Here is a 26,668-nt window from a genome sequence, read left to right as displayed (position 1 = left end):
AGATTATTTGTTTTAAGGAGCGAGAAGATGAAAACGGCAGTGGGCTTATTTTTTACACTTTTATGGTCGTCTGCAGCGATTGCTACAAAATTTGGTTTATATTCTACTACCCCAATGTTACTAGCTACCAGTCGATTTTTAATCGCAGGCATAATACTATTTCTTTTTGTTTACTTAATTAGCAAAAAGTATCCTTGGCCAAAGAAACAGGAATGGAAACCCTTAATTGTTTTAGGACTATTGAATACTACAATTTATTTAGGTGCATCCTTCTGGGCGTTAAATCATGTATCTGCAGGTTTATTTAATTTGTTTGTTACTACTAATCCTTTTATCGTTGCTTTTCTGTCCTACATTTGGCTAAAAAGAACAGTTTCTTTACAAGAATGGATAGGGATGATTGTTGCTGCTGTTGGTTTATTAATAGCCATTTGGCCATCAATCTCAAACAGTGAAGTTAAAGGAGTTGGCTTACTTATTCTAGGGGTGGGGATGATATCAATGGCAATTGGGAGTGTTTATTTTAAAAAAGCTAATTTAAACCTACCGAATATTGTTATTAATACTTGGCAAGTGCTAATAGGGGGAGTGGTATTAATTCCAATAACATTTATACTAGAAAAGGATACATACTTTTTGAAATGGGATTATTATTTAGTAGGATCGTTAATATGGTTAGTGTTAGTAATATCAATCGCTACGATGTTGCTATGGTTTTACTTGTTGAAGCAGGATGCAGTTAGGGCAAATAATTGGTTATTTATGACTCCGATTTTTGGCTATGTACTGTCTGCCATCTTTCTAAATGAAACTATTACATTTTATGATATTATTGCAACGGTACTAGTACTATCAGGCTTATTACTTTCGGGTAATATTGAAATCAAATCTATCAAAAACATTAATTAGCATGTAATCAGACCACCTTTTGAAGGTGGTCTTTGTAATTTACTGTCCTCTATGAAGGATATTATAGGCATTTAACCAATTTCCATTAGAATCTTTTAATCCATAGCCACCAAATGCACCATGTAATTTCAAAGTATCGTTCAAATAAGTTAATTGAGGTAATACAAATAGTGATATTTTTATCTATATGGAAGGGCTTGTTTGACGTTGAAAGAACCGTACTATATTATGGTATTAGTGTTTAAAACACTTGAAGATTGAAAGTGGTGAAATGAATGGACGAGAACAAAGTGGAACCAGAAAAAAACGAACAACCTACCGATGAACAAGAAAACTTAGAAGATGTAAAGCCTGCTGGTAAATACATACGTATTAAACCTTTTGCGTTAATCATGATGGTAATTGTTTTAATATTATTTACTTCTGGTTTGACAATCTTTGCGCTAACATTTGGAGAGAAAAAAGTTGTAGAAGTTCGTACGCCGACTCATACAGAATTCCAAAAACTATTTAACGCATTTGATGAATTAAAAGCAAACTATTACAAAGACATTGATACAGAAGAAGCAGTAAACGGTGCGATCAACGGTATGATTGAGGCACTTGGAGATCCTTATTCAGATTATATGAATGTTGAGGAAGCTTCCAATTTCAATGAAAGTATCTCTTCTAGCTTCCAAGGTATTGGGGCTGAAATCCAAGAGCAAAGTGGCAATATCGTAGTTGTTTCACCTATTAAAAACTCACCAGCTGAAAAAGCAGGGATTTTACCAAACGATATCATTGCTACAGTTGATGGTAAAAGTATTTCAGGGATGACATCTTCTGAAGCTGTATTATTAATTCGTGGTGAAAAAGGAACATCTGTAACACTTGAAATTGTTCGTGGTGATAGTGAGAAAAAAGTTAAGATGAAAATTGTCCGTGACGATATTCCGATTGAAACAGTTTATAGTGAAATGTTAAGCGGAAAAGTTGCGCATATTCAAATTACAACCTTCTCTGATAACACATATAAAGAACTATTAACAGCACTTGATGATATGGAAGCTAAAGGAATGAAATCACTTGTAGTTGATGTGCGTCAAAATCCTGGTGGTTTACTTGATTCTGCTGTTAATATCGCAAGTTTATTTGTTAAAACAGGGGAACCTGTTATGCAAATAGAGGACAAAACTGGCAAAAAAGAAGTAATTGAAGCTCAAGGTGGACGAAAAGTAACAGTACCAGTGTCATTATTAATAGATGGTGGTAGTGCCTCTGCTTCTGAAATTTTAGCTGGAGCACTTAGTGAATCTGCTAATATCCCAATAATTGGTGAGAAGTCATTTGGTAAAGGAACAGTTCAAACTGCTAGTAACTTAAAAGATGGATCAAACTTGAAATTTACAACAGCTAAGTGGTTAACACCTGAAGGTAACTGGATTCATGAAAAAGGTATTAAACCAACTGTTAAAGTAGATTATCCTTCTTATGCTTCATTACCGTATCTAGATCCTGAAAAAGTCATGAAAGAGGGTACTTTATCAGATCAAGTGAAAGCTGCTGAGAAAATGTTGAAGGCAGTAGGTTACAAACCAGGAAAAGTTGATGGACTGTTTGATGCTTCAACAAAAGCTGCAGTAATGGCATTCCAAAAAGACCAAAAACTTAAAGAAACTGGCGTTTTAAAAGGCCAAACAACTTACGCATTAATGGAAGAGCTTCGTCTGAAAATCAAAAAAGATGATCCACAGTTACTAAAAGCTAAGCAATTAATGAAACAAGAGAGCCGTTCAAAATAATATAAAATCACATTTAGTGATAAAAAGAAAATGAATGAAGAGCTGACCGTCTTAGGAGGTCAGCTTTTTCATGCATTTATATAGAAGAAAGGATGATTTACATGGTTGATGTATATCTATTTAGTGGATTTTTAGGAAGCGGTAAAACATCTATGATGACAGATGTAATCCGTCAATTGAAAGAACAAAATATTAAACCAGCAATTATTATGAATGAGCTAGGCAAATTAAATTTCGATTCACAAGCAGTGGAAGAGGATGTTCCTTTGAAAGAAATGCTCAATGGTTGTATATGTTGCTCAGGATCAGAAAAAACAGAAGCGCAAATACAAACATTATTAGCAGAATCAGAGTTTGATGTACTCATTATTGAGACAACAGGGGCAGCGCATCCAGTGGAGGCATTAGATGCTGTATATTCGCCTCTTTTTGCTGATCAATTGAATATAAAGGGAATCGTTACAGTGGCAGATAGTAAACGCTGGCTAGAACGAAATCAATTATCACCTCAAGTACGATCACTGTTTTTAGAACAAATCCGACATGCGCATCTTATCTTAGCTAATAAATCAGATTTACTAACAGAAGAAGAACGAGCAAAAGTAACGTTTGAAATTCAATCTTTAAATCCACATGCGCAGTTATTACAAACAACTAATGGCCGGGTACCTTTAAAGTATTTACAGAGCCTACATGCAACAGCTCGCCCAAATAACATTGAATCAGCCCCAATAAGTCATTTGCATTTAAGTTCTCGCTTAGTAACATTCACTGAACCAGTAGAACAAGAAGTTTTTGAAGCGTGGCTTCGAACAATTCCTTCAACTATTTATCGTATGAAAGGGTATGTTCCTATTAAAGGTATGAAAAATCCAATGCTCTTTCAATATGCATACGGTTTAACTCAATGGATGCCTGAATATATGCAGATGCCTCCTAATATTGTTATCATCGGTGAAAATGTTAATGAACTCGAGGTTGTTGGTACTTTGTAACATAACAAGCCGTTTTTTTGGGTGTCAACCCAATCCTCCTAGTAATAAAACGATAGATTGCTAAATTTGCACAATTTCATAGCCTATTCGTGATTGAAATCAAGGCGTTGTTAATCTTAATTGGACAAAGTAGCAATAATTGGACACTTTATTACAAAAATCCCGCGTTACGATATTTGCAGACAAGGAGGAATAAAACATGAAAAAATGGTTATTACCAATGAGTCTCGTTATGCTAATGGGCGTACAGGCGGGAACGGCGGAAGCTTCAGCTTCTACAAACTCAACCGACACGGTGAAGCAAACGCAAACAACATATAAAGGGGCTAAGCCTTGTAAGGTAACTTATAAGTTTAATAGCAAAACAAATAAATACACTTATAAGTATAATTGCAATACAAGTAAACCTTCAGGTGGCAATACTTCAAAACCAGAGAACAAACCATCAAATGGTAACTCAAATAATTCAGGCAACAATTCGTCAAATGGCAACACAGGTAACTCAGGCAACAGTTCGTCAAATGGCAATACAGGTAATTCAGGTAGCAATTCATCAAATTCGAATAACTCTACATCATCGACTGTAGATCAATTCGAACAAAAAGTTATTGAGTTAACTAATGTTGAACGTCAAAAAGCTGGATTAGCTGCTCTTAAATCAGATAAAGCTTTGATGGGTGCAGCACGTGAGAAATCACTTGATATGCAAAAAAATAAATATTTCTCACATACAAGCCCAACTTTTGGTTCACCATTTGATCGTATGAAAGCACTAGGTATTAAATACAGTGCTGCTGGAGAAAATATTGCTATGGGTCAAAAAACACCAGAAGAAGTTGTAAAAGGTTGGATGAATTCACCAGGTCATCGTGCAAATATTATGAGTACATCATTTACTCATATTGGTGTAGGTTATGCTGCTAATGGTAACTACTGGACACAACAATTTATTAAAGCAAAATAAAGAATACTATATATAGTAAACCAGCTCTCAATTTTGAGAGCTGGTTTTTTGTTATATACCTTAAAAGGTCGATTAAATTTATTTGAACTTTCCTATACTAATCCAAAAAGGGGGAGACTTAATGCAGCAAATTGAAACATTTATATCGCAACTACAAAAGACCTTTTATAACTCAGCTGATTTTGTAGCTCGCGAAATCGATTGGCCAGGTGAGCCATTCGCTGTTATTTGCTATTATGGTTCCTTACTCAATAGAAAAGAAGTACAAGAACAGTTGGATGTTTCGTCAGCAACCATACATATAAATTAAAAATTAAATGTAAATATTGAGGAGTTCGCTCATAATAGATTATATGAAGATAAAACAAGGAGAGAGTTGCAAGGGTTTTTGACGAAAAAGGTTCAGGAAGACGTTGAAAAATTGTTAGTTAAACTTCAAGATGCACCATCAGATGCATTAGGAATTGGGCGAAAGATACGTGCGTTCCATCCAAAAGTATGGGATGAAAAATGGGGAGAAAAGTTTGCTTCATTAACATTAAAGCCTAAAATTACAATTACAAGAACTAGGATATTAGAGTAGTTGTAATTTTAGAGGAATATAAACCCCTCTATTAAGCAATAGAGGAGTTTTCTTGTGGCTCTTTTTTCGCTTTCCGCTGAACAATAAGGAGACGGAAACTTAGGGTTACAGCACCAGCTGTAAGACCACTAATAAGACCAATCCAGTAACCGAAAGGTCCTAAATCTGTATAATTTGCAATAACATAGCCAAGAGGTAATCCAATTACCCAATACGATATCATAGCCATTATGAAAGTAATAGTCACATCCTTATACCCGCGTAATGCTCCTTGGACCGGTGCTTGTATGGCGTCCGACAATTGGAAGAAAGCAGCGTAAATTAGAAACTGGGTTGCTAAAGCTAGTACTTGTGGATCAGTTGAATACACACCGGCTATTTGTTCTCTGAAAATGATTAAAATAGTTGCAGAAATAAAACTGAAAATAACGGCTGTCACGACTGATATGTAGCTATAAATACGTGCATCTTTGAATCGTTTAGCACCAACTTCAAAGCCTATTAAAATAGTTGCACCCATTGCTATACTCAAAGGCATCATATAGGTAAGACTTGCAAAGTTCATCGCAATTTGATGGGCACCAATAACAGCGGTACTGTAATTACTCATCATTATTGCAACAATTGAGAATATGCTTGTTTCTGCAAAAATAGATAAGCCAATAGGTACCCCGATTTTGCAAATTTCTAGCCATTTTGCAAAGTGGATTTTTGGCCAACTTGCATACAATTTAAAGTTTTTAAATGGTTGACCCTTCATAGTAATGACAATAGCCACAGCACAAATAATCCAATAAGTTATGGCTGAAGCCACCCCGGAGCCCACTCCTCCAAGCTCAGGAAAGCCAAATTTACCGAAAATTAATAAGTAGTTAAAGAAAATATTGACCGGTGTAGCTAGTAAAGTTACGAACATAGATATTCTAGTTTTTCCAAGAGCATCGATGAAACATCGTAGAACACTATAAACAAATAAAGGAATTAAGCCAAAACTCATAGCGATCAAATAATCATGTGCAATGCGTTGTACTTCAGGTTCTAAAGTCATCGCATTTAATAAGGGATTAATGCCTGCCATTAATAGTCCGAAAATAATAATTGCTAATACAATTGCGACATAAAATCCTTGTTGAACTGAAAATGTCGCTTCTTTCTGCCTTTTTGCACCGACAAATTGTGCTACAATAGGTGTTATGGACAAAAGAATTCCTGATAAACCTGTATAAACAGGCAACCAAATCGAAGAACCAATGGAAACACCTGCTAAGTCAGCAGTGCTATATTTACTTGACATTAAGACATCGAAAAACGACATTAAATATAAAGCAATTTGGGTGATTAAGATCGGAAACACAATTTTCAGCATGACTGTCCATTTTGCTCTCATCGTAGATGTTTCATGCATATAATTCGCCTCCAAGTATTAATTGACATCTTTTCTATTGTGATTTCGTATAGTAAAATAAGTAGCTGTTCTAATAAATCCAAAGCAGTTCATACATTGTTCTAGCAGAATAGGAGAATAATAATGACGAACCAAACAATAATATTAACTGGTGGGGGTACAGCTGGCCATGTTTCACTCAATCAGGCTATAATACCATCTTTCCTTAAAAAAGGCTATGAGGTGCACTATATCGGCTCAAAAGAGGGCATTGAAAAAGAAATTATAGGCCAGGCATTCCCTGACCTCCAATATCATGCAATTTCAAGCGGTAAATTAAGACGTTATTTTTCAATGAAAAATTTTACAGACCCGTTCAGAGTTTTAGCAGGTGTTGCACAAGCAATAACGATTATTCGTAAATTAAAACCTGTAGCGATTTTTTCTAAAGGTGGCTTTGTATCAGTACCTGTTGTTATGGCAGCAAAAATGGCTGGAGTTCCAGTTATTGCGCATGAATCTGATGTTACACCAGGTCTTGCCAATAAATTATCATTACCATTTGCTTCGCATATTTTCACAGTATTCAAGCAAACACTTAAGCATTTACCAGCAGAAAAGGCGTCTTGCACGGGATCAATTATTCGACCAGCATTATTTGAAGGACGAAAAGCAACAGGCTTAGCATTATGTGAATTTAAAGAAAGAAAAGAAGTAATCCTGATTATGGGTGGTAGCCAAGGTTCTAAATTTATTAACGATGCAGTACGCGCTAATATTGTGCAACTTTTAGAAAATCACAACGTTATTCATCTTTGCGGAAAAGGGCATATAGATGAAGCTTTAGTAAATATGCCTGGCTATAAGCAGTTTGAATATGTAACGACAGAATTGCCAGACCTATTACACGCTTCTGATCTAATCGTATCTAGAGCGGGTTCAAACTCTATTTTTGAGTTTTTAGCTTTAGAAAAACCAATGTTACTAATTCCGTTATCTCTACAAAAATCACGTGGTGATCAAATTTTGAATGCTAAGCTATTTTTTGAACAAGGTTTAGCTGAAGTTTTACAAGAAGATGATTTAACGAATAAAACATTTATGGAAGCACTACTTAGCTTGGAGCAACATAAAGAAGGTTTGATCAAGCAAATGCGAGAAACAGAATCTCCTAAAACACCAGATGAAATGGTAGAGTTGATATTAAATTATGCTAAATAACAAAAGTATCTCTAACTGAGATAGCTTAATATGAAGGACATTAACTTTAAATATAGTTAATGTCCTTTTTTGTATAAATATAAGAGGGATTTGTAAGTTCGATTGCGTATGAACTTTTTAAGGGAAAGGCTTTGTTAAAGGTAAATGTTGATATTTGATACCTCTCCGAATACTTGTTAAAATCATAATAAGAACAAGTATTCGATTATTTAAGGTGAGCAAAGCATTTAGCAACTTATTAAAGTATATCGACAAGATACCACATGCCAAAAAGGAACAAGCCTATCAATGGTTTATACTGTATGTTGAACTTTCATCCTCAGTTGTATTTGAAATGACAGATACTTATAATAGCCGACGATTATCTAAATTCGTTGTGTAATCCTTATTCAACGGGCAAATTATTTTAGTAATTTTTTACATGCTATCAATAATGAATTATTGAATATCGGGGCAGAAGAAACAATATCTGAAATGATAAAAGGAGAAAGAGATATGTCTAATAACGTAAAACAGAGAAGAATAATTTTAGATTTAGCAGTTACTTTAGATGGTTTTATTGAAGGGAAAAATGGAGAAGTTGATTGGTGCATTATGGAACCTGATATGGGGTTCACTAATTTCTTGAATCAAATTGATACTATTTTATATGGTAGAAAAAGCTACGATTTATGGGGACAATATATTCCGAAAACTAAAGATTCTGATAGCGAAAAAGAAATTTGGGGATTGGTTCATAGTAAAGAAAAATATGTATTTTCCAGAACACAAAAAGAGGCAGATAATCGAGCAATATTTATAAATGAAAATATTCTTGAAGAAGTAAATAAATTGAAGAATAAGCCTGGTAAAGACATCTGGCTATATGGCGGAGCAAGTCTCATTACAACTTTTATAAATTTAGGGCTTGTTGATGAATTTAGATTATCTATCCACCCTGTTATTTTGGGAGAAGGAAAACCGATGTTTATTGATATAAAACAGAGGTTAAATTTAAAAGTGGTTAATACAAAAACTTTCTCTTCTGGCGTTGTACAACTAATCTATCATTGTAATAGTAATTAATAATATCGATCATTACAATGATGAATTCTAATGAATATCAAAAGGTAATACTCAATAGAAGTTGTTACTTATTCTACTAATGGCTAGAGTTATTGCAATAAGGATGAGCAACTCTTATATAATGGGTTTCTTTTAATATTATTAAATTATCAACATTAAATTTTAACAGAGCCAAGAGAAAAAAAGCTTTCACTTTTGTGAAGGCTTCTTTTAATGAAAATACCGTTATGTGGTTGAACGAGCGATAGGGAATGGAAGTGTCCCAAAGTAGAATGCCTAGCTTCAGGCGCTAGACTCTCGGGTCGTTTCGGTCTCTCGGCACAAGACAAAAAGCGTCTTGTGTTCGAGCCCTCCAACGGCTGTCGAGTCTGAGCGAGCGCCCTCAGCATTTAGTTAGATATCCAGCTTCAGCGGCCAGCCTCTCGAGGTCACTTCAGTCTCTCGGTCAAAAGCTGAAGTGATGCTTTTGATTCGAGCCTTCCAGTGCTTGTCGAGGCTAAACGGGCCGCTTCAGCATTTAAGATTACATCGCTTGTTCTTCTTCTTCTTTTTTCTGACTAGCTGTATATAAATAAAAGTAGTCTTTTTGGATTTTCATTAGTTCAAAGTGCTTGTCACCTTGGTTGATTTGTTCATATAGGGATGGATGGCTTTCTTTAGCATCCATTATATAGCCAATTTTCTCGGCAGCACGAAGGGATTTGGCGTTTTCAGAGCGAATTCGTAAGAAAACGGTATGGAACTCCAGTTCAAAGAACAGTTCATGTAAGAAGAGTTCTTTTGCTTTCTGGTTGTATCCTTTTCCTTGGTGTGGGGTACCGATCCAGGTGCCTAAAAAGCCAGCGCCGTCTTGCACATCATAGACGGTAATTGTGCCGATGGGTTGTCCCCAGTCATCGGTTATCGTACGAGAAACGGCTTTACCGTTCTCCTCGTCTTCCATTAGTTGGCTAGTCAAAAACCAGTACTCATCGGCACTATTAGCTTTCTGACGCACAAAAGGGAAGACAGATGGGTGTTTTAGTAACTCATAAAGATCGTTACATTCGTGTAATTCACGTCGCTTAATCAAGCGAAACGCCTCCTTTACGGGGGTGAACGTCCAAATAAATGGCAGGTCCTAGCCCCCTCGAAATTTTTCATATAATGTTGCATAAAAAATTTCGGGGTGGGAATCGAACCCACTAGAACCAGCATGACTACTGGTGGCGCACCATTTGCCTTCCCTATTGACTCTATAAAAAATAGGAATCATTTTATGAAATTATTTTGCAATTTAACTATACTAAGTTTTACCTGATTTGCAAAGAAAAAAACATGAAAAAATAAATTTGTAATATTTACAAGCCTTAATTGGAACATATACAGTTGTATGCTTGACAAAATAGAATTATGATATATATAGATAATACGGGGGGATGTATATGTTAATGCAGTTACATAAAGTTCACGGTTCAGGCAATACCTTTTACATATTTGAAACAACTGACGAAAAAAGTATGGATTGGTCTAAACTTGGCGTTTGGCTTTGTCAAAAAGACAATCTTGGGGGAGCAGATGGCCTATTGCTTGTTGCACCATCTAAAAAAGGACTTGCAAAAATGCGTGTCATTAATGCTGACGGATCTGAGGCATCTATGTGTGGCAACGGTTTACGTTGCGTCGCTCGCTATATTTGTGAAAAATACAATGTTTCAAAGGCATATATTGAAACAATGAAAGCCGTCTTAATGGTACAAAAAGAACCATCAATTTTCGAGGGCATTCCAACATATTCTGTTGAAATTGCACCAGTATCTTTTGACCTTGTTTCTTTACCAATGCTTTACAAAAACAAACAACAAATTCGTAATGAAATAATTGAGGAATTTGCTGATGACATTTCATTTACAGCTGTTTCAGTTCCTAATCCACATTTAATCGGAATTGTTCGGTCTGATAAAATAGCCAATACACATCATCAAGAAAGTTTATCTAGCACATTAAATGGTGATAATGAGTATTGTCAAGACGGTGTAAATGTGAGCTATGTGTATCCGATGGATGAGGACTCAATTTACGTCCGTACATATGAACGTGGAGTAGGCTTTACTAATGCTTGTGGTACGGCGATGACAGCATCTGCATTAGTTTCTTCTATAGAGGGAGTAGTTTCAGCTAGTAAAGTAACAGTCTATAACCCTGGTGGCTTTGTTCAATGTCATGTGCATCATAATGCAGGTAATTATGTTTTAAAACTGATTGGTAATGCAACATTTGTAGCTGAATTAGAGTTGAGCACTGAAAAAGAATGGTTGTGGCAATCTGTTAAGGAAACAGACGAACAAAAAGCTTATGAATCTCTAATAACTTATGCAGAGACTAAAACAGCATATCTATTTATTTAACTTCTTGAAGAGGTGGCAATATTGAATGGCAATCTGATTACTAAAGAGCAGTTTGATGCGCTTTATCAAAATTGTTTAGATTTTGTTTTTTTAATGGAAAAAGTCAGTAATGAATATCTATACGTATACATAAATCGTGTAGCTGAAGATGTTTTTGACGAGTCGCCAATAGGCAAAAGTCTTTCTGCTTGTTTAGAAACAGAAATCGTTGAGATGATAGTTAAATATTACAATGAATCCATCGAGAAACAGCAACTTCTTCAATACCGAGATTTCTATTTGTTCTCTGACACTGAGCGCACGAATGAAACAACCGTTACGCCAATTTTTTATGGTGGAAAGCAATATATACTTGCCGTTACGAAAGAAATTTCACAGCAAAAAGTGATAGAGGAAAAAAACTTATTTCTACAATCACTTTTTGACATGAAAATGGACCCAACAATTGTATTAGCTAATGATTTAACCTTTTTTGATGGTAATCCGAAATTTGAGCAGTACTTTAACTGCAAGATTGAAGACTGGAAAGGTAGAATGTTTTTTGATTTTCATCTTGTTTCACCAGAAGATCATGAATCATTCACAGAGCATCTCCAAGACGCTTTAAATGGAAGAGGGAATCCTTCCGTTTTGTATACACATAAAAAAGCGGATGGCAATGATAGCCAATTCCTTGTCAGTTTTTCGCCAATCACTACTAATAACCAAGTTGTAGCTATTTATATTCAATGGTTAGAATTAACGAAAAATATTCAATTAAAAGAAGATTTACGTCAAGTAAATCATATGCTTAATAGTTATAAAGGAGCTCTGAATTCAGCGGCAAATATTTGTATTACAGATAAAAATGGCATCATTAAATTTGTAAATGAGCGCTATGCGCAATCAAGTCAATATAGTGCAGATGAGCTAATCGGAAAATCGAATAAGATATTAAATTCACGGACTCAGTCTTCTTCATTTTATGAAGAAATGTGGAAAACGTTACTAAATGGTCAAATTTGGCGCGGAGAAATTTGCAACCATTCTAAATATGGGAACCGATACTGGATGGATACTACAATTGTTCCGATATTCAGTAATTATGGTGAAATTGAGAGTTTTCTTTCTGTTTGTTTCGATGTATCTGATAAAAAAATTATGATGACCAACCTTCGGAATATTGAAAAAACTTTCCGACTTATTACCGAAAATACAAATGATTTGATTGTCATTACGAACGATGATGGCATAATCATTTATGTTTCCCCAAACCATATTAAACAACTTGGCTTTGAAAAGGACGAGCTACTTGGGCGTTTCTATTTTGATATGATGTCTGATGATAGTAAGGAATTGTTAAAGGGTGAATTTTCATCGACACTATTGGAAAAAGGGGACGTACAGATTGATTTACAGATTAAAACGAAAAATGGAGAAACTTTTTGGACTGAAACCTATCTAACAGCAGTTAAGGATGCTGAACGTGATGAAGTGTTCCAATATGTAAGTGTCGCTAGGGAAATTACCCATCGTAAGAAAAGGGAAGATCAATTGCGCTTTATGGCCTATCATGATAGTTTAACGCTGCTACCAAATCGACGCTACTTATTAATGGAATTTACTAAGTTAGTTAAAGAAGCGATTGCTCTAGATTACGCTATTACATTGCTCTATATTGATGGGGATGATTTTAAAAAAGTGAACGATGATTTCGGTCATGATGTAGGGGATGACTTTATCCGTAATTTTGGACTGGCGCTTGTTGCCAGTGTTCGTGATTTAGATATAGTTAGTCGAATAGGTGGAGACGAATTTATTGTTGTTTTAACTAATATGTCAAAAGACCAATGCACCCGTAAGCAGCAAGTGAAAAATACTATTAAACGTATTCAACAAACACTAAAAGATGGCTGGACAATTAACGAACAACACTTTTCACCTACATCGTCTATTGGGATCGCTTCATTCCCTGAGAATGGTCAATCAATAGAAGACTTGCTAGATAAAGCTGATGAGGCACTATATATTGCGAAAAAAACAAAAGGGAAAAACTCGTATCATTTTTCAAGTTAAAGATGGAAGGTGTTTTCAATGCAAAAGCATATTCTATTAGTAGAAGATGAAAAAAACATTGCACGATTTATTGAACTAGAACTGAAGCATGAACAATTTGGAGTGACAGTTTGTTCAAACGGCCGTATTGGTTTAGAGACGGCTCTAGAGCAAGAATTCGATGTCATTTTACTCGATGTTATGCTTCCAGAATTAAATGGAATTGAAGTATGTAGACGCATTAGAGCCATTTCGGATGTACCTATTATTTTAATAACCGCTCGAGATGCTGTAATTGACCGTGTAGCTGGTCTAGATGCGGGAGCTGATGATTACATTGTAAAACCTTTTGCTATTGAAGAATTATTAGCAAGAATTCGCTCAATTTTAAGGCGATATACTTCGATCGAGTCAACAGGACAACAATTAGTATTTAAAAATATTACTATTGATTCTCCGGCATACACTGCCTATGTCAATGAGGAAATACTTAGTTTGACTAAAACAGAATTTGATCTACTCAGCTTATTAATTGAAAATAAGAATCGTGTTTGTACCCGTGATCAAATTTTAGAGCAGGTATGGGGTTATCAATCTGATGTGGAAACAAATGTCGTAGACGTATATATCCGTCACCTGCGCTCAAAACTACCAAAATTAGAAAGTGGCTACATTGAAACAGTGCGTGGAGTTGGGTATGTGATGCGAGAATGAATAAAATCCAACATTATTTATCAAACCAGTCGTTAAAAGGGAAGTGGGCACTTACATCTGCTGTCGTCATTTTCGTTAGCTTTGCTGTCATTTGTTCTGTCCTTTACATTGCTATCCACTCATGGCTGTTAAATGAGCAGGAGCAGTCAGTAAAGCGTACAATGGATGACTTAACAGTGTTCTTTGAATCTCAAGGTAATTTCTTAACCATACATGATATTCAGTCAAATAAGGGGCTTATGAATTCTATTGTAGATAAGAATCAAACAGTCCGTATACTAAATCAAGATAAAGTAGAAATATTACGTATTAATGATTCGACGAAAATCATGCCTTCAGTACCAGAAGGTTTACCAAACCACGGTTATGCTATTTCGAAAGAAAAGGTAGAGAATGTAGATACGTTTTTGGCTGCATCGACAATCAAGATTGGTCCTTTTTCAGGCTATATACAATTGACGCACCCCTTGACTTCGTTTCTATCACTTATGCGATATATTTTAACGGCTATGTGTATTTTAGGGTTAGGGGCCCTCATAGCATCTGCAGGAATAGGCTATATTTTGGCGACTACATTATTGAAACCACTAGACGACCTGAGACTTGAGATGACGGAAGTGGCAGAACAGGGATTTAAGGCGCCCATTAAACTTCAATACGATGCCAAGGATGAAATTGGTGACTTATTGACCGTATATCGATCGATGATGGGGGAACTAGAGCAATCATTCCTTAGCCAACAACAATTCATTTCTGATGCCTCTCATGAGCTGAGAACCCCTATTCAAGTAGTAGAAGGACACCTATCGTTAATTAAAAGGTGGGGGAAAGACGATCCAGCTGTTTTGGAAGAATCATTAAATACTTCCTTACTAGAAATTACACGTATGAAAAAGCTTATAGAAGAGATGTTAGAACTTGCAAGAAGAGAACAGAACGATTTACAAAACAATGCTGATATTCTTATGATTACTGCCGATATTATGGAGGAAATAAAAGTACTATCCCCAGATGCAACGATTGAATTAGAAGTTGATTCAGAAAATAGTTACAGGGCAATTATTTCTGACAATGCTTATGGTCAGATTTTACGCAATCTTTTGCAAAACGCTATACGTTATTCGGAAAATAGTCCAAGGATTAAAATCCGACTTTCAAAACAGCATGAAAATGTGCAAATTGAAGTATCAGATCAAGGAATTGGTATTGCAGAGGAAGACCAAGCACGGATATTTGACCGATTTTATAGAGTCGACTCATCTCGTTCCCGAGATGGTGGGGGTACAGGATTAGGATTGAGTATTGTAAATATGCTGGTAAATAAATACTGTGGAACGATAAAAGTGAAGAGTAAACTCCATTTCGGTAGCACTTTTTCTATAGAATTGCCAGCTGAAAAATGACGTTTTTATCAAAGTTTATTCTATTATTAGTTCGTTCAAGAAAAAAATTGCTAAATTTGTTGAAAACGATTGTATTTTTTGTGAAGAGTAGTAAGATTGAAGGGGAAAAATGTTCTTCTTGATTTATTAATACAGTTGTTTCACTTAAGCAGGAAGAATGGTAAGATAGTTAGTGGATTTTCAAATTATTAATTAAATTAATTAATGGAACTGCCACTTGGCAAAAAAGTTGGAGGTAATTCTACATGTCAAACAATGTTTCACCTGTAAGCTCACCATGGGCAGCTTTTTCAGGTCCCAACCTTGGCTATGTGATGGAAATGTACGATTTGTATTTAACATCACCAGAAGAAGTTGATCCAGAACTTGTATCATTATTCGAACAATACGGAGCACCAGTTCAAACTAGTGAAGTATCAAACGCTACAAGCGTTGAACCAGGTAACTTTGCAAAAGTTTTAGCTGCCGTTCAATATGCGGATGCCATTCGTGTATATGGTCACTTAGGAGCAGACATTTATCCTTTAAAAGACCATCCACGTGACACTACTCGAATCGAAGCAAAAACTTACGGTTTATCTGATCAAGATCTAATCGAAATACCTGCTTCGTTATTATTAAAAGACATTCCTGCAAGCGTTAACAATGGATTAGATGCAATTAATTACCTAAAAGCGATTTATACAAGTAAAATTGCTGTAGAAATTGCACACGTTGTTAACAGAGAAGAGAGTGTGTGGCTACAATCTAAAATTGAAAGTGGCGTATTAAACGCAGGTCTTTCAAATGATGAGAGAAAAGCAGTTTTAAACCAACTAACAAAGGTTGAAGGATTTGAGAAATTCATCCACAAAACATTTGTAGGACAAAAACGTTTTTCTATCGAAGGTTTAGATGCATTAGTTGTTCTTATGGATGAAATCGTTCACCGTTCAGAAGACAAAGGTGTAAAAAATGTTATGATCGGTATGGCTCACCGTGGTCGCTTAAATGTGTTAACGCATGTATTACACAAACCATATGATATGATGTTTGCTGATTTTGCGCACGTTCCAAATGAGTTATTTATTCCGAAAGACGGTTCTTTAGAAGTAACTAAAGGATGGTTTGGCGATGTTAAATATCATATGGGTGCTACATATAACAGCAAAAAAGGTGCAACAATCAAATTAGCCTATAACCCATCTCATTTAGAAGTAGTAAGTCCGGTTGTTACAGGTCAAGCTCGTGCAGCTCAAGATAACACTTCTAAAGCAGGTGCTCCAACTCAAGATGCTAAATCTGCTCTAGCGATTTTAGTTCATGGTGACGCAGCGTTTGCTGGTCAAGGTGTTGTAACTGAAACGATGAACTACTCACGCACAAAAGGATTTAACACAGGTGGTTCAGTTCATATTATTGCTAATAATATGATTGGATTTACTACTGAGCATTATGATTCACGTTCAACTGTTTATTCTTCAGACCCTGCAAAAGGTTATGAAATTCCAATATTACACGTTAATGCGGATGATCCAGAAGCAGTTGTACAAGTGGCTCGTTTTGCAGTAGAATATCGTGAACAATTTGGTAAGGATATTTTAGTAGACTTAGTTGGTTACCGCCGATATGGTCATAATGAAATGGACGAACCAATGATCACAAACCCAACAATGTACACAGGTGTTCATGGACACGATACAGTACGTGCATTGTACGGTAAAGCACTTGCAGGTCAAGGTATTGTAACAGCAGAAGAAGTTGCTACTTTAGATGCTGATACACAAAAAGAAATGCAAGCAGCATATGATCATGTGAAAGAAGTTGGCGAAGGGCAACATGTTGAAAACGAAATGCCAGAAGCTGTGAAAAACGGTTATGATATCGTAGAAACTGGTGTTGAGCGCGAACGTCTAGAAAAAATGAACAAAGAATTATTAACATGGCCACAAGACTTCAATGTCTTCAAAAAACTAGGCAAAATCCTTAGCCGTCGTGAAGATGCATTCGTAGGTAAAGGTAAAATTGACTGGGGTCATGCTGAAACGTTAGCTTTCGGAACAATTACACAAGAAGGTAATTCAATCCGTTTAACAGGTCAAGATGCACAACGTGGTACATTCGCACACCGTCACCTTGTGTTACATGACGAAAAAACAGGTGCAGAATTAACACCATTACACCATATTACTGGTGCGGACTCTTCATTTGTAGTGTATAACAGCCCATTATCTGAAGCTGCTATCGTAGGCTATGAATATGGCTATAATTTAGAAAATGAGAAAAATCTAACTATCTGGGAAGCGCAATACGGTGACTTCGCAAACATGGCTCAAGTAATGTTTGATAACTTCATTTCTGCATCTCGCTCTAAATGGGGTCAAAAATCAGGTCTTGTTATGTTATTACCGCATGCTGCTGAAGGTCAAGGTTCAGAACATACAAGTGCTCGTTTAGAACGTTTCTTACAATTAGCTGGTGAAAACAACTGGACTGTTGCAAACCTATCAAGCGCTGCAAACTACTTCCATTTATTACGCCGTCAAGCTAAGATGTTAGGTACAGAAGCAATTCGTCCATTAGTTCTTGTATCACCAAAATCACTATTACGTAATCAAATCGTAGCTGCAGATGTAGAGGAATTAGCAACTGGTCATTTTGAAACAGTTATTGAACACCCGACAACTGGTTCAGCTACGAAAAAAGTAGAGCGTATTCTATTTGCTTCAGGTAAAGTAGCTATTGATATTGCAGAAAAAGTTGGAGATGGTAAAGATTTCGATCACGTACACTTAGTACGCGTTGAACAACTGTACCCATTCCCATCTGAGAAAATTGCTGCAATTATTAAACGTTTCCCTAACGCAAAAGAACTTGCATGGGTACAAGAAGAACCTCAAAACATGGGGTCATGGACATTTGCAGATCCTTATATGCGTGAAGTAGCAGAAGACAAAGACGTTCGTTACATCGGTCGTATCGTACGTTCATCTCCTGCTGAAGGTGATGCAGATTCATACAAAGCTGAACAAGCACGTATTATTGAAGAAGCTGTAACTCGCTAATAGCGAATATTTTGAAGGAGGAAATTATTGTGGCTGAAATTATTGTCCCGGAATTAGCAGAATCTATCACAGAAGGTACGATCGCACAGTGGGTGAAAAAACCTGGTGATAAAGTAGAAAAAGGTGAGTTCATCGTTGAACTTGAAACTGATAAAGTAAACGCTGAAATTATCTCTGAAGAAGCTGGTATTTTGAAAGAAATCCTTGCTGAAGAAGGCGATACTGTATTAGTAGGTGCTGTAATTGCAATCGTTGAAGCAGGTGATGCTGCTGCAACTCCAGCAACTCCAGCACCAACACCAGCAGCTGAAGAGGCTGCACCGGCACCAGCTGTAGAAGCACCAAAAGCTGCACCAGCACCTGTAGTTGTAGAAGAATCATCTTCAACTGAGCGTGTAATTGCTAGCCCAGCTGCTCGCAAATTAGCTCGTGAAAAAGGAATCGACTTAGCATCTGTATCTCCAGTAGATCCTCAAGGTCGAGTTCGCGTACAAGATGTGGCTGCACATGGTACAGCGTCAGCTGCTCCTGCTGCAAAACCAGCTGAAGCACCGAAAGCTGCTACTCCTGCAGTTGACGAATCTCGCGTGACAGTTGAAAAAATGTCTCGTCGTCGTCAAACAATCGCAACTCGTTTACTTGAAGTAAAACAAAGTACGGCAATGCTTACTACTTTCAACGAAATCGATATGACAAACGTTATGGCACTTCGTAGCCGTAAAAAAGATCAATTCCAAGAAAAGCATGATGGAACTCGTCTTGGTTTCATGTCATTCTTTACAAAAGCAGTAGTTGCTGCACTTAAAAAATATCCATACGTTAATGCTCAAATCGTAGGTAATGAAATCCACCTTAATAACTTCTATGATGTTGGTGTTGCTGTATCTACTGACGATGGATTAGTAGTACCAGTTGTTCGCGATTGCGACCGTAAAAACTTCGCTGAAATCGAAGATGCAATCGGTGGTCTTGCTAAAAAAGCACGCGACAAAAAATTACAAATCGCTGACTTACAAGGTGGTTCATTCACAATCACTAATGGTGGTGTATTTGGATCATTAATGTCTACACCAATCATGAATGGTACTCAAGCTGCTATCTTAGGTATGCATACAATCCAAAAACGTCCAATCGCTGTTGGTGATGAAGTACAAATTCGTCCAATGATGTACGTTGCACTATCTTATGACCACCGTATTATTGATGGTAAAGATTCTGTAGGATTCTTAAAAACTGTAAAAGAATTACTTGAAAACCCTGAAGACCTATTATTAGAATCTTGATTTATAGCCTAAACCTTTTGTAAGAAAGTAATAAGCCCTACACACCTTTTGAGAGTGTGTAGGGCTTATTTTTATTAGGTGTAAAGAGAAGTAGTAACGGACGAAAAATAACCTAATGCGGAACCTTAAATCAAGTTATATTAACATTCGTTTTTATTGTTGAGCAATGTTGCTTTTGTGAACATGCGTAGATTGATAAAGTAGATAATACTGTTTCCTTTGAAGCAGTACTAAGTAGTTCGGTCGCTATACGTTGTAGTTGATAGGTTTCAATAGTCGTCAATTTTTGTGGATTTAACTGTCGTTCCATGCGCTTCACCTCTTATATTCATTATAAGAACATTCGTTCCTTTATTCAAGGGGAATATGACAACAAAATCGGACAAATTTGAAATGTTTTTAAGAAGAAAAGAAATAAAAATGAATTTAGAGCAAGATAGAGAAGTTAATGGAGGGTATATAATTAGCTCATTGATTATAAAGCATTCAATGAGCTAAATCGTATTGCTATCTAAAAACTCATGGAGTGAAAAAATTCATCGTAATGTTTCTTTCATTAATTGCCCCATTTGATTGCTGAGTAATCCTAGCTCTTCAATAATTGAGCTGAAGTCTTGTACTAGCTCAGCTTGATCATTAGAAGCAGAATTGATCTGACTCATACTGCCCATTAAGCCTTGTAAATTTTGCGTGATATTTTTCAGTGAATCTTCAATCTTTTCGGTAGCCGACTTTGTTTCTAGAGATAGTTTTCGAACTTCTTGAGCAACAATATTAAATCCAGCACCATGTTGACCTGCTCGTGCAGCTTCAATTGAGGCGTTTAACCCAAGCAAATTCGTTTGTTGAGAGATTGATTTGATAAAATCTGTAACGCTATGAGAAGCTTCTGAATCAGCAAGAGCTAGACGAGATTGTTCGGTAATTTCAGTACTTGTTGCTGCTAGCTCCTCTGAATGAGAGGCAACAAGATGTACTTTATCCTGTAAACCTAGGACAGCATTTTGTAGATGATCCATATAAGATTGTAATTTCTCTTGTTTCTCCATTGAAAATACTAAACTAAAAGCTCCAATTACATGACCATTTTCTTTAATTGGATATATGTTAGTGTGAAGTAAGACTCCGTAAAATTCGGCTGGTATATCTCTTTTAACGTTTTTCCCCGTAAAGGCTTGTCGTAATTCTTCAGTATCTTCCATCGTGTCACCAGTCTTTACTCCTAGATCAACTTTAGTTCCTGGAGACGCAAAGTAAACCTTGTTTTGACCACGCTCAACAATACTCACAAAGATTTCATTATTGAATGCCGTTTGTATGTAAGGTGTAGCTTGTTTTAAGACTTCTAATAAACTCAAACAAAAAACCTCTCTTCTATATTCTAGTCATCTGATATAAGTGCTTTGTATCTACAATTATTTCGTGTATAGATAAAATTGACTATATTTATAATAGCGTATATTAGATATAGAGTAAATATTTCGATTATTCGAAAGGGGGAAATTGTGAAAAAATACTTAGTATCGACAAAAATTAAAGGGAGAAATGAGACTACTTCTAAAAAAATCTCAATTTCAATTCGTGTAACAAAAAAATCCTTTTATAAGTAAGTGTTAATACTGATAGAGTATTGAGCAATTAAAAAATAAAAAGGTCGTCTTTTAAGACAACCTTTTTATTTTGATGATCTTCTTTTTTTTAAATCAGTAGTCGGTTCATCTGTAGACTTAATCATGGTCTTACCAAGAGTCAATAAAGTAAGAAACATAACTCCAACACCAACTGCTAAATAAAACATCGTAAATACTTTACCCAGATTTGTAGTTGGTGTGAGCGAAGTATCTACACCACTCGGAATCAGACTGACAACACAAAAGTATATGGCATCAAGTATAGACCATCCTTCTACTTTTGTATAAAACATCGTTCCTGACAAAAGGATAAAAAATAAGGTTGTAAACAATGAAATAAATAACGGTTGCTTAAAAGCACGGATTAAAGCCTTTAAAAGACGTTTTGTAGTTAATATAAATGAAATCATACATTCTCTCTTTCTATTGCTATATGAAACTAGTATACAACAGATGGAATATATATGAACAGTTTTAAAGAGTAGGTCTAAGTATCTGTGAAAGGTTGAAAAATTAATAATATAAAACTATTTTTGGTCTTTGAGACCATAAATATTTGATAATATGATATAGTGATAAAAAATTGTAGTCTATACGATTCTTTTTTTATTGATATTAATAAAACGACTATATTTAATGTGGAACTCTCCGAAAAAACTATTGAGAGTGTTGCTTACATTGAAAATATACCGTTTTAAAAATTAGATTCGGAGGAATTAAGTTGAAGAAAATGCTAAAAAAACTAAGCGTCCTTTTCATGGCGATAATCTTTTTAGGCAGTTTAGCAAGTCCAATTTATGCTAAAGCAAGTACGCCAAAAACAAAAAAAGTAACACTAACTGAAAAGAGTAGATTGTTTACTAAGCAAGGCGGATATGGAAGAAAATCAACAGTAGCTGCAAAAAAGAAAGTAACGATTATAAAAACAACTAAAGATAAATGGATGCAAACAAAAGATAAAAAGTGGATAAAAGACGGTTTTACTGGTGATTATATCTATCTATCGAAAAAAACAACGACTTATAAAAAAGAAAAAGGATCGAAATCAGCAAAGAAACTTGCAGCTGGAATTTATAAAGTGAGTGTTGCAAATACAAATGGTTGGATCAAAGTCAAAAAAGGTAGCAAGACATACTGGATTAAATCTGGTAAATTTGTCGACAGTTACATTGATTTAGGAAATAAAAAAATGCAAGATCAAATAGTTACTATTTTAAATAAAGAACGTGCAAAAAAGAAACTGAAACCTTTAAAACAAGATCCTAAGCTTACAAAGCTAGCGATCATTCGTTCATTAGATATGGAGAAAAATCGCTATTTTAGTCATACAAGTCCAACTTATGGAAGCTGGTCTAACCTCCTGAAAGGGTCAGGTTATAACACATATGCATCAGGTGAGAATATTGCAGCAGGTTATTCAACTGCAACAAGCTTTATGAATGGTTGGATGAATTCCCCTGGTCACAGAGCAAATATACTATCACCTAATTATCAAAAAGTTGGAATAGGTATTGTTGTTTCAGGTAAAAATGCTCAATATCCAACATATGGAACTCAAATTTTTGCAAAATAGCTATAACCCCCTCTTGTCTAACCACATGAGGGGTTTTCTATTTGGAGAACTTCTTAACAATTTTCTCACTCTCAACCTCTTGTTTAGTGAATATTCAGTTATAATGAAATGAATATCTATAAAGGGGTTTTTGAAATGGTATTACATATGAAAGAGGTATGTTTGAAACGAGAAGGGCAATGGATTCTAGAAAATATTAATTGGCAAATAGAAAAAGGGGAGCATTGGGTATTGTACGGTTTAAATGGAGCCGGCAAATCAGCTTTGTTGAATATGCTATGTTCTTATTATTTTCCGACAAAGGGTGATTTAAAGGTAGTAGGAAGAACATTTGGGAAATCCGTTTTAGGAGAAGAGCTTAGAAGGAAGATTGGCCTCGTATCATCAGGACTTCAACAAAAATTAAATCCCAATGATAGTGCATTTGAAATCGTTCTTTCAGGTGCTTTTGCTTCGATTGGTCTATATGAAAAGCCAACACCGGTTATTCGGGAAAAGGCAATAAGTATATTGAAAAAACTAGGGAGTATTGAATACGCCGATCGTGATTATCAAACTTTATCGCAAGGAGAAAAGCAAAGAATATTGATTGGTCGTGCCTTAATGGATGATCCAGAGTTACTCATATTAGACGAGCCTGCTACTGGGTTTGACTTCATAGCTAGAGAACAATTGTTAAAAACAATTGGTGAAATTGCAGCTTTAGAAAGCGGACCAACAATAATCTATGTCACACATCATATTGAAGAAATTCTACCGGTTTTTCAGAAAACATTATTATTAAAAAAGGGCCAAGTATTTGCTTCTGGAAGTACAATCGATATGCTAACAAGTGAAAAGCTTTCTTCATTTTTCGATATTCCAGTAGAAGTTATTTGGTACAATAATCGTCCATTATTATCAAAGCAGGATTAAATGAACTTAAAAACTAACTGTTGAATTTAGTATTAGATACAACAGCTAGTTTTGTATTTTGAATAATAATTATTTAGACTGCTTTTCCAATAACATGATAATCTTATCCAATTTTTCATTTAGTTCGGTAGATTCATTCTTAGGAGTTGTATTTATAATGATTCTTCTAATAAATAGCATAAAAGAAATCGTACCTAATATCATTAAAGCAATGACAATAATTATTAGCATATCTCCAACATTAAACAATTCATCCCTCCTTCAACCATACATGCTTTTAAAAAGGATATTAATTCAATTTTAACATGTGTAACAGGAATTATGTGATTAACATATTAAAAGATTCATCGATAAATACAATTTTGAAATAAATATACATACGTTTCTTTCTTTATTTGTATAATTATTTGATGTGTTATGAGTAAAATATCAAAAACTAATCAAAATGCGATAGATTAATTTCCAATATTATGATAAGTTTATATTAAGTGAATATTGTATGCCAGAATTAGATGTAGTACATACATAAAAGGGAATTCGGTGAAATGCCGAAGCTGTATCCGCAACTGTAAATGCTGATGAAATAAGGAAATACCACTGTTTTATACGGGAAGGTCCTTAAAGTAAATTGATGCATAAGCCAGGAGACCTATCTAATTCATAGCGTATATCTACTCTTCGGAATAAAGTGAGATTACGGCAAAACAATCTATATTAGACAATACTGTTGTCCTATATTTCTTTGTATTTATGCTATTTCTCTATGGAGAAATAGCTTTTTTCATTGTTAAGAACTTTTAATTTCCAACGTTTAATATATGAGTAAGAGTTAAATAGTCGACTAGCATGAAAAAGCCGAATTCCGAATCCAACAAATCTAAATAAAATCGGAGGAATTCAAATGTTAAAACGTTCATCTAGTATGGTGTTAGCTTTTGTTATGCTACTATCACTATTATCGCCGTTTACAGCTCAAGCTGAAAATAATATGGTAGTAAACAATGAAGACCATACTTCTCAAACAACATCACCACAAGTAATCAAAGAAAAACTAGTGAACTCTTTAGAGAAGGCAAAACAATATTATATTATAAACAACCAAACTATTAGTTCTAGAGTAATCAGTTCCCACAGTGGCTACTGGTCATTATCAGCAATGTATGCACTAGGCATGGATATTAAAAACTACAAGTGGGCAGAGGGCTCAGAAGTTACTAGTGAACAATCTTATTGGATGAAACCAAAAGCGGCTACTTCAAGCACTTCAAATGAAGACGCAGGTACTATTATTGGTGCATATATTCTAGGATTAGATCCAACAAATCTTGGACAACGCAACATTGTTGAAGATTTACAAAACAAACAAAAGGCTGATGGTAGTTTTTTCACAGCATACGGTGAATCTTGGGCATCAATTGCGCTAGGCTTAGCAAATGCAGACTATGATAAAGCCAAACATTTAGAAGTAATTTTAAAGAAACAAAATAATTCAGGATTATTCTCTGGATTTGGTTCATCTGATGACTTAGATGTAACAGGTTGGAATTTAACTGCATTAACGTTATTAAATAATACTGATAAGTCCAATGAAACAATTAACGAGTCTATTAAAAAAGCAGTAGATGGTATTCATGCAAAATATCAAAAAGATGGTTTTGTAGATAATTCAAACTCAATGGCAAGTATTATTATGGGACTAGCTACAGCTGGAGAAGATTTAACAGCTGACAAATGGAGCTATGAAAAAGACGGTAAAAAAGTTAACATTCTTGAAAAAATGATTGATGATTATCAATTAGAAGATGGTTCGTTTAAATGGATGATTAAAGATTCTAAAACAAACTTAATGGCTACTGAACAAGTAATCATTGCGTTAGCAGACGCATTGAATGGAAAATCAACATTTGCGAGATTAGCAGCTGGTGAAATACCAGATACTAATCCACCAGTGGAAAATCCAGATACTGAGGGCCCAACTGAACTTACAGTGGGAACAATTTCAAACAAAACAACATCAGTAACAGGAACAACAGAAGCATATGCAACAGTCTCAATATACAATGGAACTAAACTTCTAACATCAACAAAAGCTAACAATAAAGGAACTTTCGCGTTAAAGATTCCTGCACAAAAGGCGAATGTGAAATTAGTAGTAAAGACTACAGATGAAACTGGCAATGCTGGTGTAACAAAAACAATTACTGTACTAGATAAAATTGGACCAACAAAACTTATAGTAGGAACAATTTCAAACAAAGCAACTACTGTAAAAGGGACTACAGAAGCTAAAGCAACAGTTTCTATTTATAAAGGCTCTAAACTACTTACATCAACAAAGGCAAGTAGCAAAGGTAACTATACGCTGAAGATTACAAAACAAAAAGCAAACGTAAAATTAGTCGTAAAAACGAAAGATACAGTAGGTAATAAAGGCGTATCAAAAACAATTATTGTAAAAGATAAAATTGCACCAAAAAAACCAACAGTATCTAAAATCACATCGAAAACTACAAAAGTAAAAGGTAAAACTGAAGCAAAAGCAACAATTACAATCTACAATAGTAAACATAAAAAAATTGGCTCAGCTAAAGCATCAAGCAAAGGAAATTTCAGTGTGAAAATCAAAAAACAAAAAGCAAATACTAAACTATCAATTTATGCGAAGGATCTAGCAGGAAATAAAAGTAGCAAACTTAGCGTGAAAGTGAAGTAACGGTAGTATGAAAAGGGGCTGTCCAGAAAGTCGGTGAATACCGGCCTTTGAGGGTAGCCCTATTTC

Annotated in this window: 22 protein-coding genes, 2 pseudogenes and 1 riboswitch; of the genes and pseudogenes, 18 read left to right on the top strand and 6 right to left on the bottom strand. The window is 35.2% G+C overall.

Features of this window, described 5'->3' with window-relative positions; translation table 11 throughout:
• Nucleotides 1-27 precede the first annotated feature (27 nt).
• The 6 genes and pseudogenes from BK137_RS00370 to BK137_RS00345 all read left to right on the top strand — a co-directional run.
• Nucleotides 28-909 carry a DMT family transporter gene (locus BK137_RS00370; RefSeq protein ID WP_038189902.1) on the top strand — a complete coding sequence of 294 codons (882 nt, stop codon included), beginning with the start codon at nucleotides 28-30 and terminating at the stop codon, nucleotides 907-909.
• Nucleotides 910-1,184: 275 nt separating this feature from the next.
• Nucleotides 1,185-2,693 (top strand): lmo1851 family serine protease, encoded by a 1,509-nt coding sequence (locus tag BK137_RS00365; RefSeq protein WP_038189900.1) that lies wholly within the window; start codon nucleotides 1,185-1,187, stop codon nucleotides 2,691-2,693.
• A gap of 101 nt (nucleotides 2,694-2,794) precedes the next feature.
• A complete protein-coding gene (locus BK137_RS00360) occupies nucleotides 2,795-3,688 on the top strand; it encodes a CobW family GTP-binding protein (RefSeq protein WP_038191078.1) in 894 nt (297 codons plus the stop codon).
• 199 nt (nucleotides 3,689-3,887) lie between these two features.
• Nucleotides 3,888-4,652, top strand: coding sequence for a CAP domain-containing protein (locus tag BK137_RS00355; protein WP_038189897.1), 765 nt, complete (start codon nucleotides 3,888-3,890; stop codon nucleotides 4,650-4,652).
• A gap of 121 nt (nucleotides 4,653-4,773) precedes the next feature.
• Entirely contained in the window at nucleotides 4,774-4,962 is a 189-nt protein-coding gene (locus tag BK137_RS00350; RefSeq protein ID WP_038189895.1) for a hypothetical protein, read from the top strand.
• Nucleotides 4,963-4,974: 12 nt separating this feature from the next.
• Nucleotides 4,975-5,235 (top strand): annotated as a pseudogene (locus BK137_RS00345) (Ger(x)C family spore germination C-terminal domain-containing protein); the annotation flags it as partial.
• A 31-nt stretch (nucleotides 5,236-5,266) separates the two neighbouring features.
• Here the strand turns inward: BK137_RS00345 and BK137_RS00340 are convergent.
• A complete protein-coding gene (locus BK137_RS00340) occupies nucleotides 5,267-6,640 on the bottom strand; it encodes an MATE family efflux transporter (RefSeq protein ID WP_038189889.1) in 1,374 nt (457 codons plus the stop codon).
• Between the two features lie 123 nt (nucleotides 6,641-6,763).
• Here BK137_RS00340 and BK137_RS00335 point away from each other — a divergent pair, with 123 nt between their 5' ends.
• From BK137_RS00335 to BK137_RS00325, 3 genes and pseudogenes are all read left to right on the top strand, one after another.
• Nucleotides 6,764-7,840 (top strand): undecaprenyldiphospho-muramoylpentapeptide beta-N-acetylglucosaminyltransferase, encoded by a 1,077-nt coding sequence (locus BK137_RS00335; protein ID WP_038189886.1) that lies wholly within the window; start codon nucleotides 6,764-6,766, stop codon nucleotides 7,838-7,840.
• A gap of 214 nt (nucleotides 7,841-8,054) precedes the next feature.
• A pseudogene (locus BK137_RS21780) lies at nucleotides 8,055-8,165 on the top strand (IS1595 family transposase); the annotation flags it as partial.
• A gap of 170 nt (nucleotides 8,166-8,335) precedes the next feature.
• Nucleotides 8,336-8,905 (top strand): dihydrofolate reductase family protein, encoded by a 570-nt coding sequence (locus tag BK137_RS00325; RefSeq protein ID WP_038189882.1) that lies wholly within the window; start codon nucleotides 8,336-8,338, stop codon nucleotides 8,903-8,905.
• A 523-nt stretch (nucleotides 8,906-9,428) separates the two neighbouring features.
• Here BK137_RS00325 and BK137_RS00320 read toward each other — a convergent pair.
• Entirely contained in the window at nucleotides 9,429-9,977 is a 549-nt protein-coding gene (locus BK137_RS00320) for a GNAT family N-acetyltransferase (protein WP_038189878.1), read from the bottom strand.
• Nucleotides 9,978-10,329: 352 nt separating this feature from the next.
• On the opposite strand from BK137_RS00320, the gene dapF reads away from it, so the two are divergent.
• The 6 genes from dapF (at nucleotide 10,330) to odhB (ending at nucleotide 19,770) form a co-directional block, all read left to right on the top strand.
• Complete coding sequence (dapF, locus tag BK137_RS00315) at nucleotides 10,330-11,292, top strand: diaminopimelate epimerase (protein WP_038189876.1); 963 nt, start codon at nucleotides 10,330-10,332, stop codon at nucleotides 11,290-11,292.
• 21 nt (nucleotides 11,293-11,313) lie between these two features.
• Entirely contained in the window at nucleotides 11,314-13,347 is a 2,034-nt protein-coding gene (locus tag BK137_RS00310) for a sensor domain-containing diguanylate cyclase (RefSeq protein WP_038189872.1), read from the top strand.
• A gap of 18 nt (nucleotides 13,348-13,365) precedes the next feature.
• A complete protein-coding gene (locus BK137_RS00305; RefSeq protein WP_038189869.1) occupies nucleotides 13,366-14,040 on the top strand; it encodes a response regulator transcription factor in 675 nt (224 codons plus the stop codon).
• A complete protein-coding gene (locus BK137_RS00300) occupies nucleotides 14,037-15,443 on the top strand; it encodes a HAMP domain-containing sensor histidine kinase (protein WP_038189866.1) in 1,407 nt (468 codons plus the stop codon). Before BK137_RS00305 ends, BK137_RS00300 begins: the two co-directional genes overlap by 4 nt.
• A gap of 245 nt (nucleotides 15,444-15,688) precedes the next feature.
• Nucleotides 15,689-18,487, top strand: a complete 2,799-nt coding sequence (locus tag BK137_RS00295) for a 2-oxoglutarate dehydrogenase E1 component (protein WP_038189864.1) — start codon at nucleotides 15,689-15,691, stop codon at nucleotides 18,485-18,487.
• A gap of 29 nt (nucleotides 18,488-18,516) precedes the next feature.
• A complete protein-coding gene (gene odhB, locus BK137_RS00290; protein ID WP_038189860.1) occupies nucleotides 18,517-19,770 on the top strand; it encodes a 2-oxoglutarate dehydrogenase complex dihydrolipoyllysine-residue succinyltransferase in 1,254 nt (417 codons plus the stop codon).
• 130 nt (nucleotides 19,771-19,900) lie between these two features.
• On the opposite strand, the gene BK137_RS00285 is transcribed toward odhB, so the two are convergent.
• The 3 genes from BK137_RS00285 to BK137_RS00275 form a co-directional block, all read right to left on the bottom strand.
• The gene (locus BK137_RS00285) at nucleotides 19,901-20,080 is read right to left on the bottom strand and encodes a hypothetical protein (protein WP_038189843.1); all 180 of its coding nucleotides are present in this window, start codon (nucleotides 20,078-20,080) and stop codon (nucleotides 19,901-19,903) included.
• A 226-nt stretch (nucleotides 20,081-20,306) separates the two neighbouring features.
• Nucleotides 20,307-21,128 carry a methyl-accepting chemotaxis protein gene (locus BK137_RS22760; protein ID WP_038189839.1) on the bottom strand — a complete coding sequence of 274 codons (822 nt, stop codon included), beginning with the start codon at nucleotides 21,126-21,128 and terminating at the stop codon, nucleotides 20,307-20,309.
• Nucleotides 21,129-21,445: 317 nt separating this feature from the next.
• Nucleotides 21,446-21,811, bottom strand: coding sequence for a potassium channel family protein (locus tag BK137_RS00275; protein WP_038189837.1), 366 nt, complete (start codon nucleotides 21,809-21,811; stop codon nucleotides 21,446-21,448).
• Nucleotides 21,812-22,131: 320 nt separating this feature from the next.
• Here BK137_RS00275 and BK137_RS00270 point away from each other — a divergent pair, with 320 nt between their 5' ends.
• Together BK137_RS00270 and BK137_RS00265 are read left to right on the top strand one after the other, a co-directional pair.
• Nucleotides 22,132-22,974, top strand: a complete 843-nt coding sequence (locus tag BK137_RS00270) for a CAP domain-containing protein (RefSeq protein ID WP_235175781.1) — start codon at nucleotides 22,132-22,134, stop codon at nucleotides 22,972-22,974.
• Nucleotides 22,975-23,109: 135 nt separating this feature from the next.
• Entirely contained in the window at nucleotides 23,110-23,889 is a 780-nt protein-coding gene (locus tag BK137_RS00265; protein ID WP_038189834.1) for an ABC transporter ATP-binding protein, read from the top strand.
• Nucleotides 23,890-23,958: 69 nt separating this feature from the next.
• Here the strand turns inward: BK137_RS00265 and BK137_RS00260 are convergent, their stop codons facing one another.
• Nucleotides 23,959-24,138: a DUF4083 family protein gene (locus tag BK137_RS00260; protein ID WP_051448834.1), complete on the bottom strand. Its 180-nt coding sequence runs from the start codon at nucleotides 24,136-24,138 to the stop codon at nucleotides 23,959-23,961.
• A 244-nt stretch (nucleotides 24,139-24,382) separates the two neighbouring features.
• A riboswitch (cobalamin riboswitch) is annotated at nucleotides 24,383-24,561 on the top strand.
• Between the two features lie 229 nt (nucleotides 24,562-24,790).
• Between BK137_RS00260 and BK137_RS00255 the strand changes: the two genes are divergently transcribed.
• Nucleotides 24,791-26,602, top strand: a complete 1,812-nt coding sequence (locus tag BK137_RS00255; RefSeq protein ID WP_038189831.1) for an Ig-like domain-containing protein — start codon at nucleotides 24,791-24,793, stop codon at nucleotides 26,600-26,602.
• The last annotated feature ends 66 nt before the right edge of the window (nucleotides 26,603-26,668 follow it).

This window comes from Viridibacillus arenosi (assembly GCF_001955655.1).
Lineage (GTDB): Bacteria > Bacillota > Bacilli > Bacillales_A > Planococcaceae > Viridibacillus > Viridibacillus arenosi.
The sequence above is the reverse complement of the archived record's forward strand: the minus strand, read 5'-3'. Positions and strand labels throughout refer to the sequence as shown.

Bases quoted from the DNA above. Each gene is read 5' to 3' on its own strand.
- BK137_RS00325 (WP_038189882.1), top strand. From the start codon at position 8,336: ATGTCTAATAACGTAAAACAGAGAAGAATAATTTTAGATTTAGCAGTT.
- BK137_RS00255 (WP_038189831.1), top strand. From the start codon at position 24,791: ATGTTAAAACGTTCATCTAGTATGGTGTTAGCTTTTGTTATGCTACTA.
- BK137_RS00370 (WP_038189902.1), top strand. From the start codon at position 28: ATGAAAACGGCAGTGGGCTTATTTTTTACACTTTTATGGTCGTCTGCA.
- BK137_RS00305 (WP_038189869.1), top strand. From the start codon at position 13,366: ATGCAAAAGCATATTCTATTAGTAGAAGATGAAAAAAACATTGCACGA.
- BK137_RS00300 (WP_038189866.1), top strand. From the start codon at position 14,037: ATGAATAAAATCCAACATTATTTATCAAACCAGTCGTTAAAAGGGAAG.
- BK137_RS00365 (WP_038189900.1), top strand. From the start codon at position 1,185: ATGGACGAGAACAAAGTGGAACCAGAAAAAAACGAACAACCTACCGAT.
- BK137_RS00285 (WP_038189843.1), bottom strand. From the start codon at position 20,080: ATGGAACGACAGTTAAATCCACAAAAATTGACGACTATTGAAACCTAT.
- BK137_RS00335 (WP_038189886.1), top strand. From the start codon at position 6,764: ATGACGAACCAAACAATAATATTAACTGGTGGGGGTACAGCTGGCCAT.
- BK137_RS00275 (WP_038189837.1), bottom strand. From the start codon at position 21,811: ATGATTTCATTTATATTAACTACAAAACGTCTTTTAAAGGCTTTAATC.
- BK137_RS00295 (WP_038189864.1), top strand. From the start codon at position 15,689: ATGTCAAACAATGTTTCACCTGTAAGCTCACCATGGGCAGCTTTTTCA.
- BK137_RS00270 (WP_235175781.1), top strand. From the start codon at position 22,132: ATGCTAAAAAAACTAAGCGTCCTTTTCATGGCGATAATCTTTTTAGGC.
- BK137_RS00360 (WP_038191078.1), top strand. From the start codon at position 2,795: ATGGTTGATGTATATCTATTTAGTGGATTTTTAGGAAGCGGTAAAACA.
- BK137_RS00350 (WP_038189895.1), top strand. From the start codon at position 4,774: ATGCAGCAAATTGAAACATTTATATCGCAACTACAAAAGACCTTTTAT.
- dapF (WP_038189876.1), top strand. From the start codon at position 10,330: ATGTTAATGCAGTTACATAAAGTTCACGGTTCAGGCAATACCTTTTAC.
- BK137_RS00265 (WP_038189834.1), top strand. From the start codon at position 23,110: ATGGTATTACATATGAAAGAGGTATGTTTGAAACGAGAAGGGCAATGG.
- BK137_RS00355 (WP_038189897.1), top strand. From the start codon at position 3,888: ATGAAAAAATGGTTATTACCAATGAGTCTCGTTATGCTAATGGGCGTA.
- BK137_RS00340 (WP_038189889.1), bottom strand. From the start codon at position 6,640: ATGCATGAAACATCTACGATGAGAGCAAAATGGACAGTCATGCTGAAA.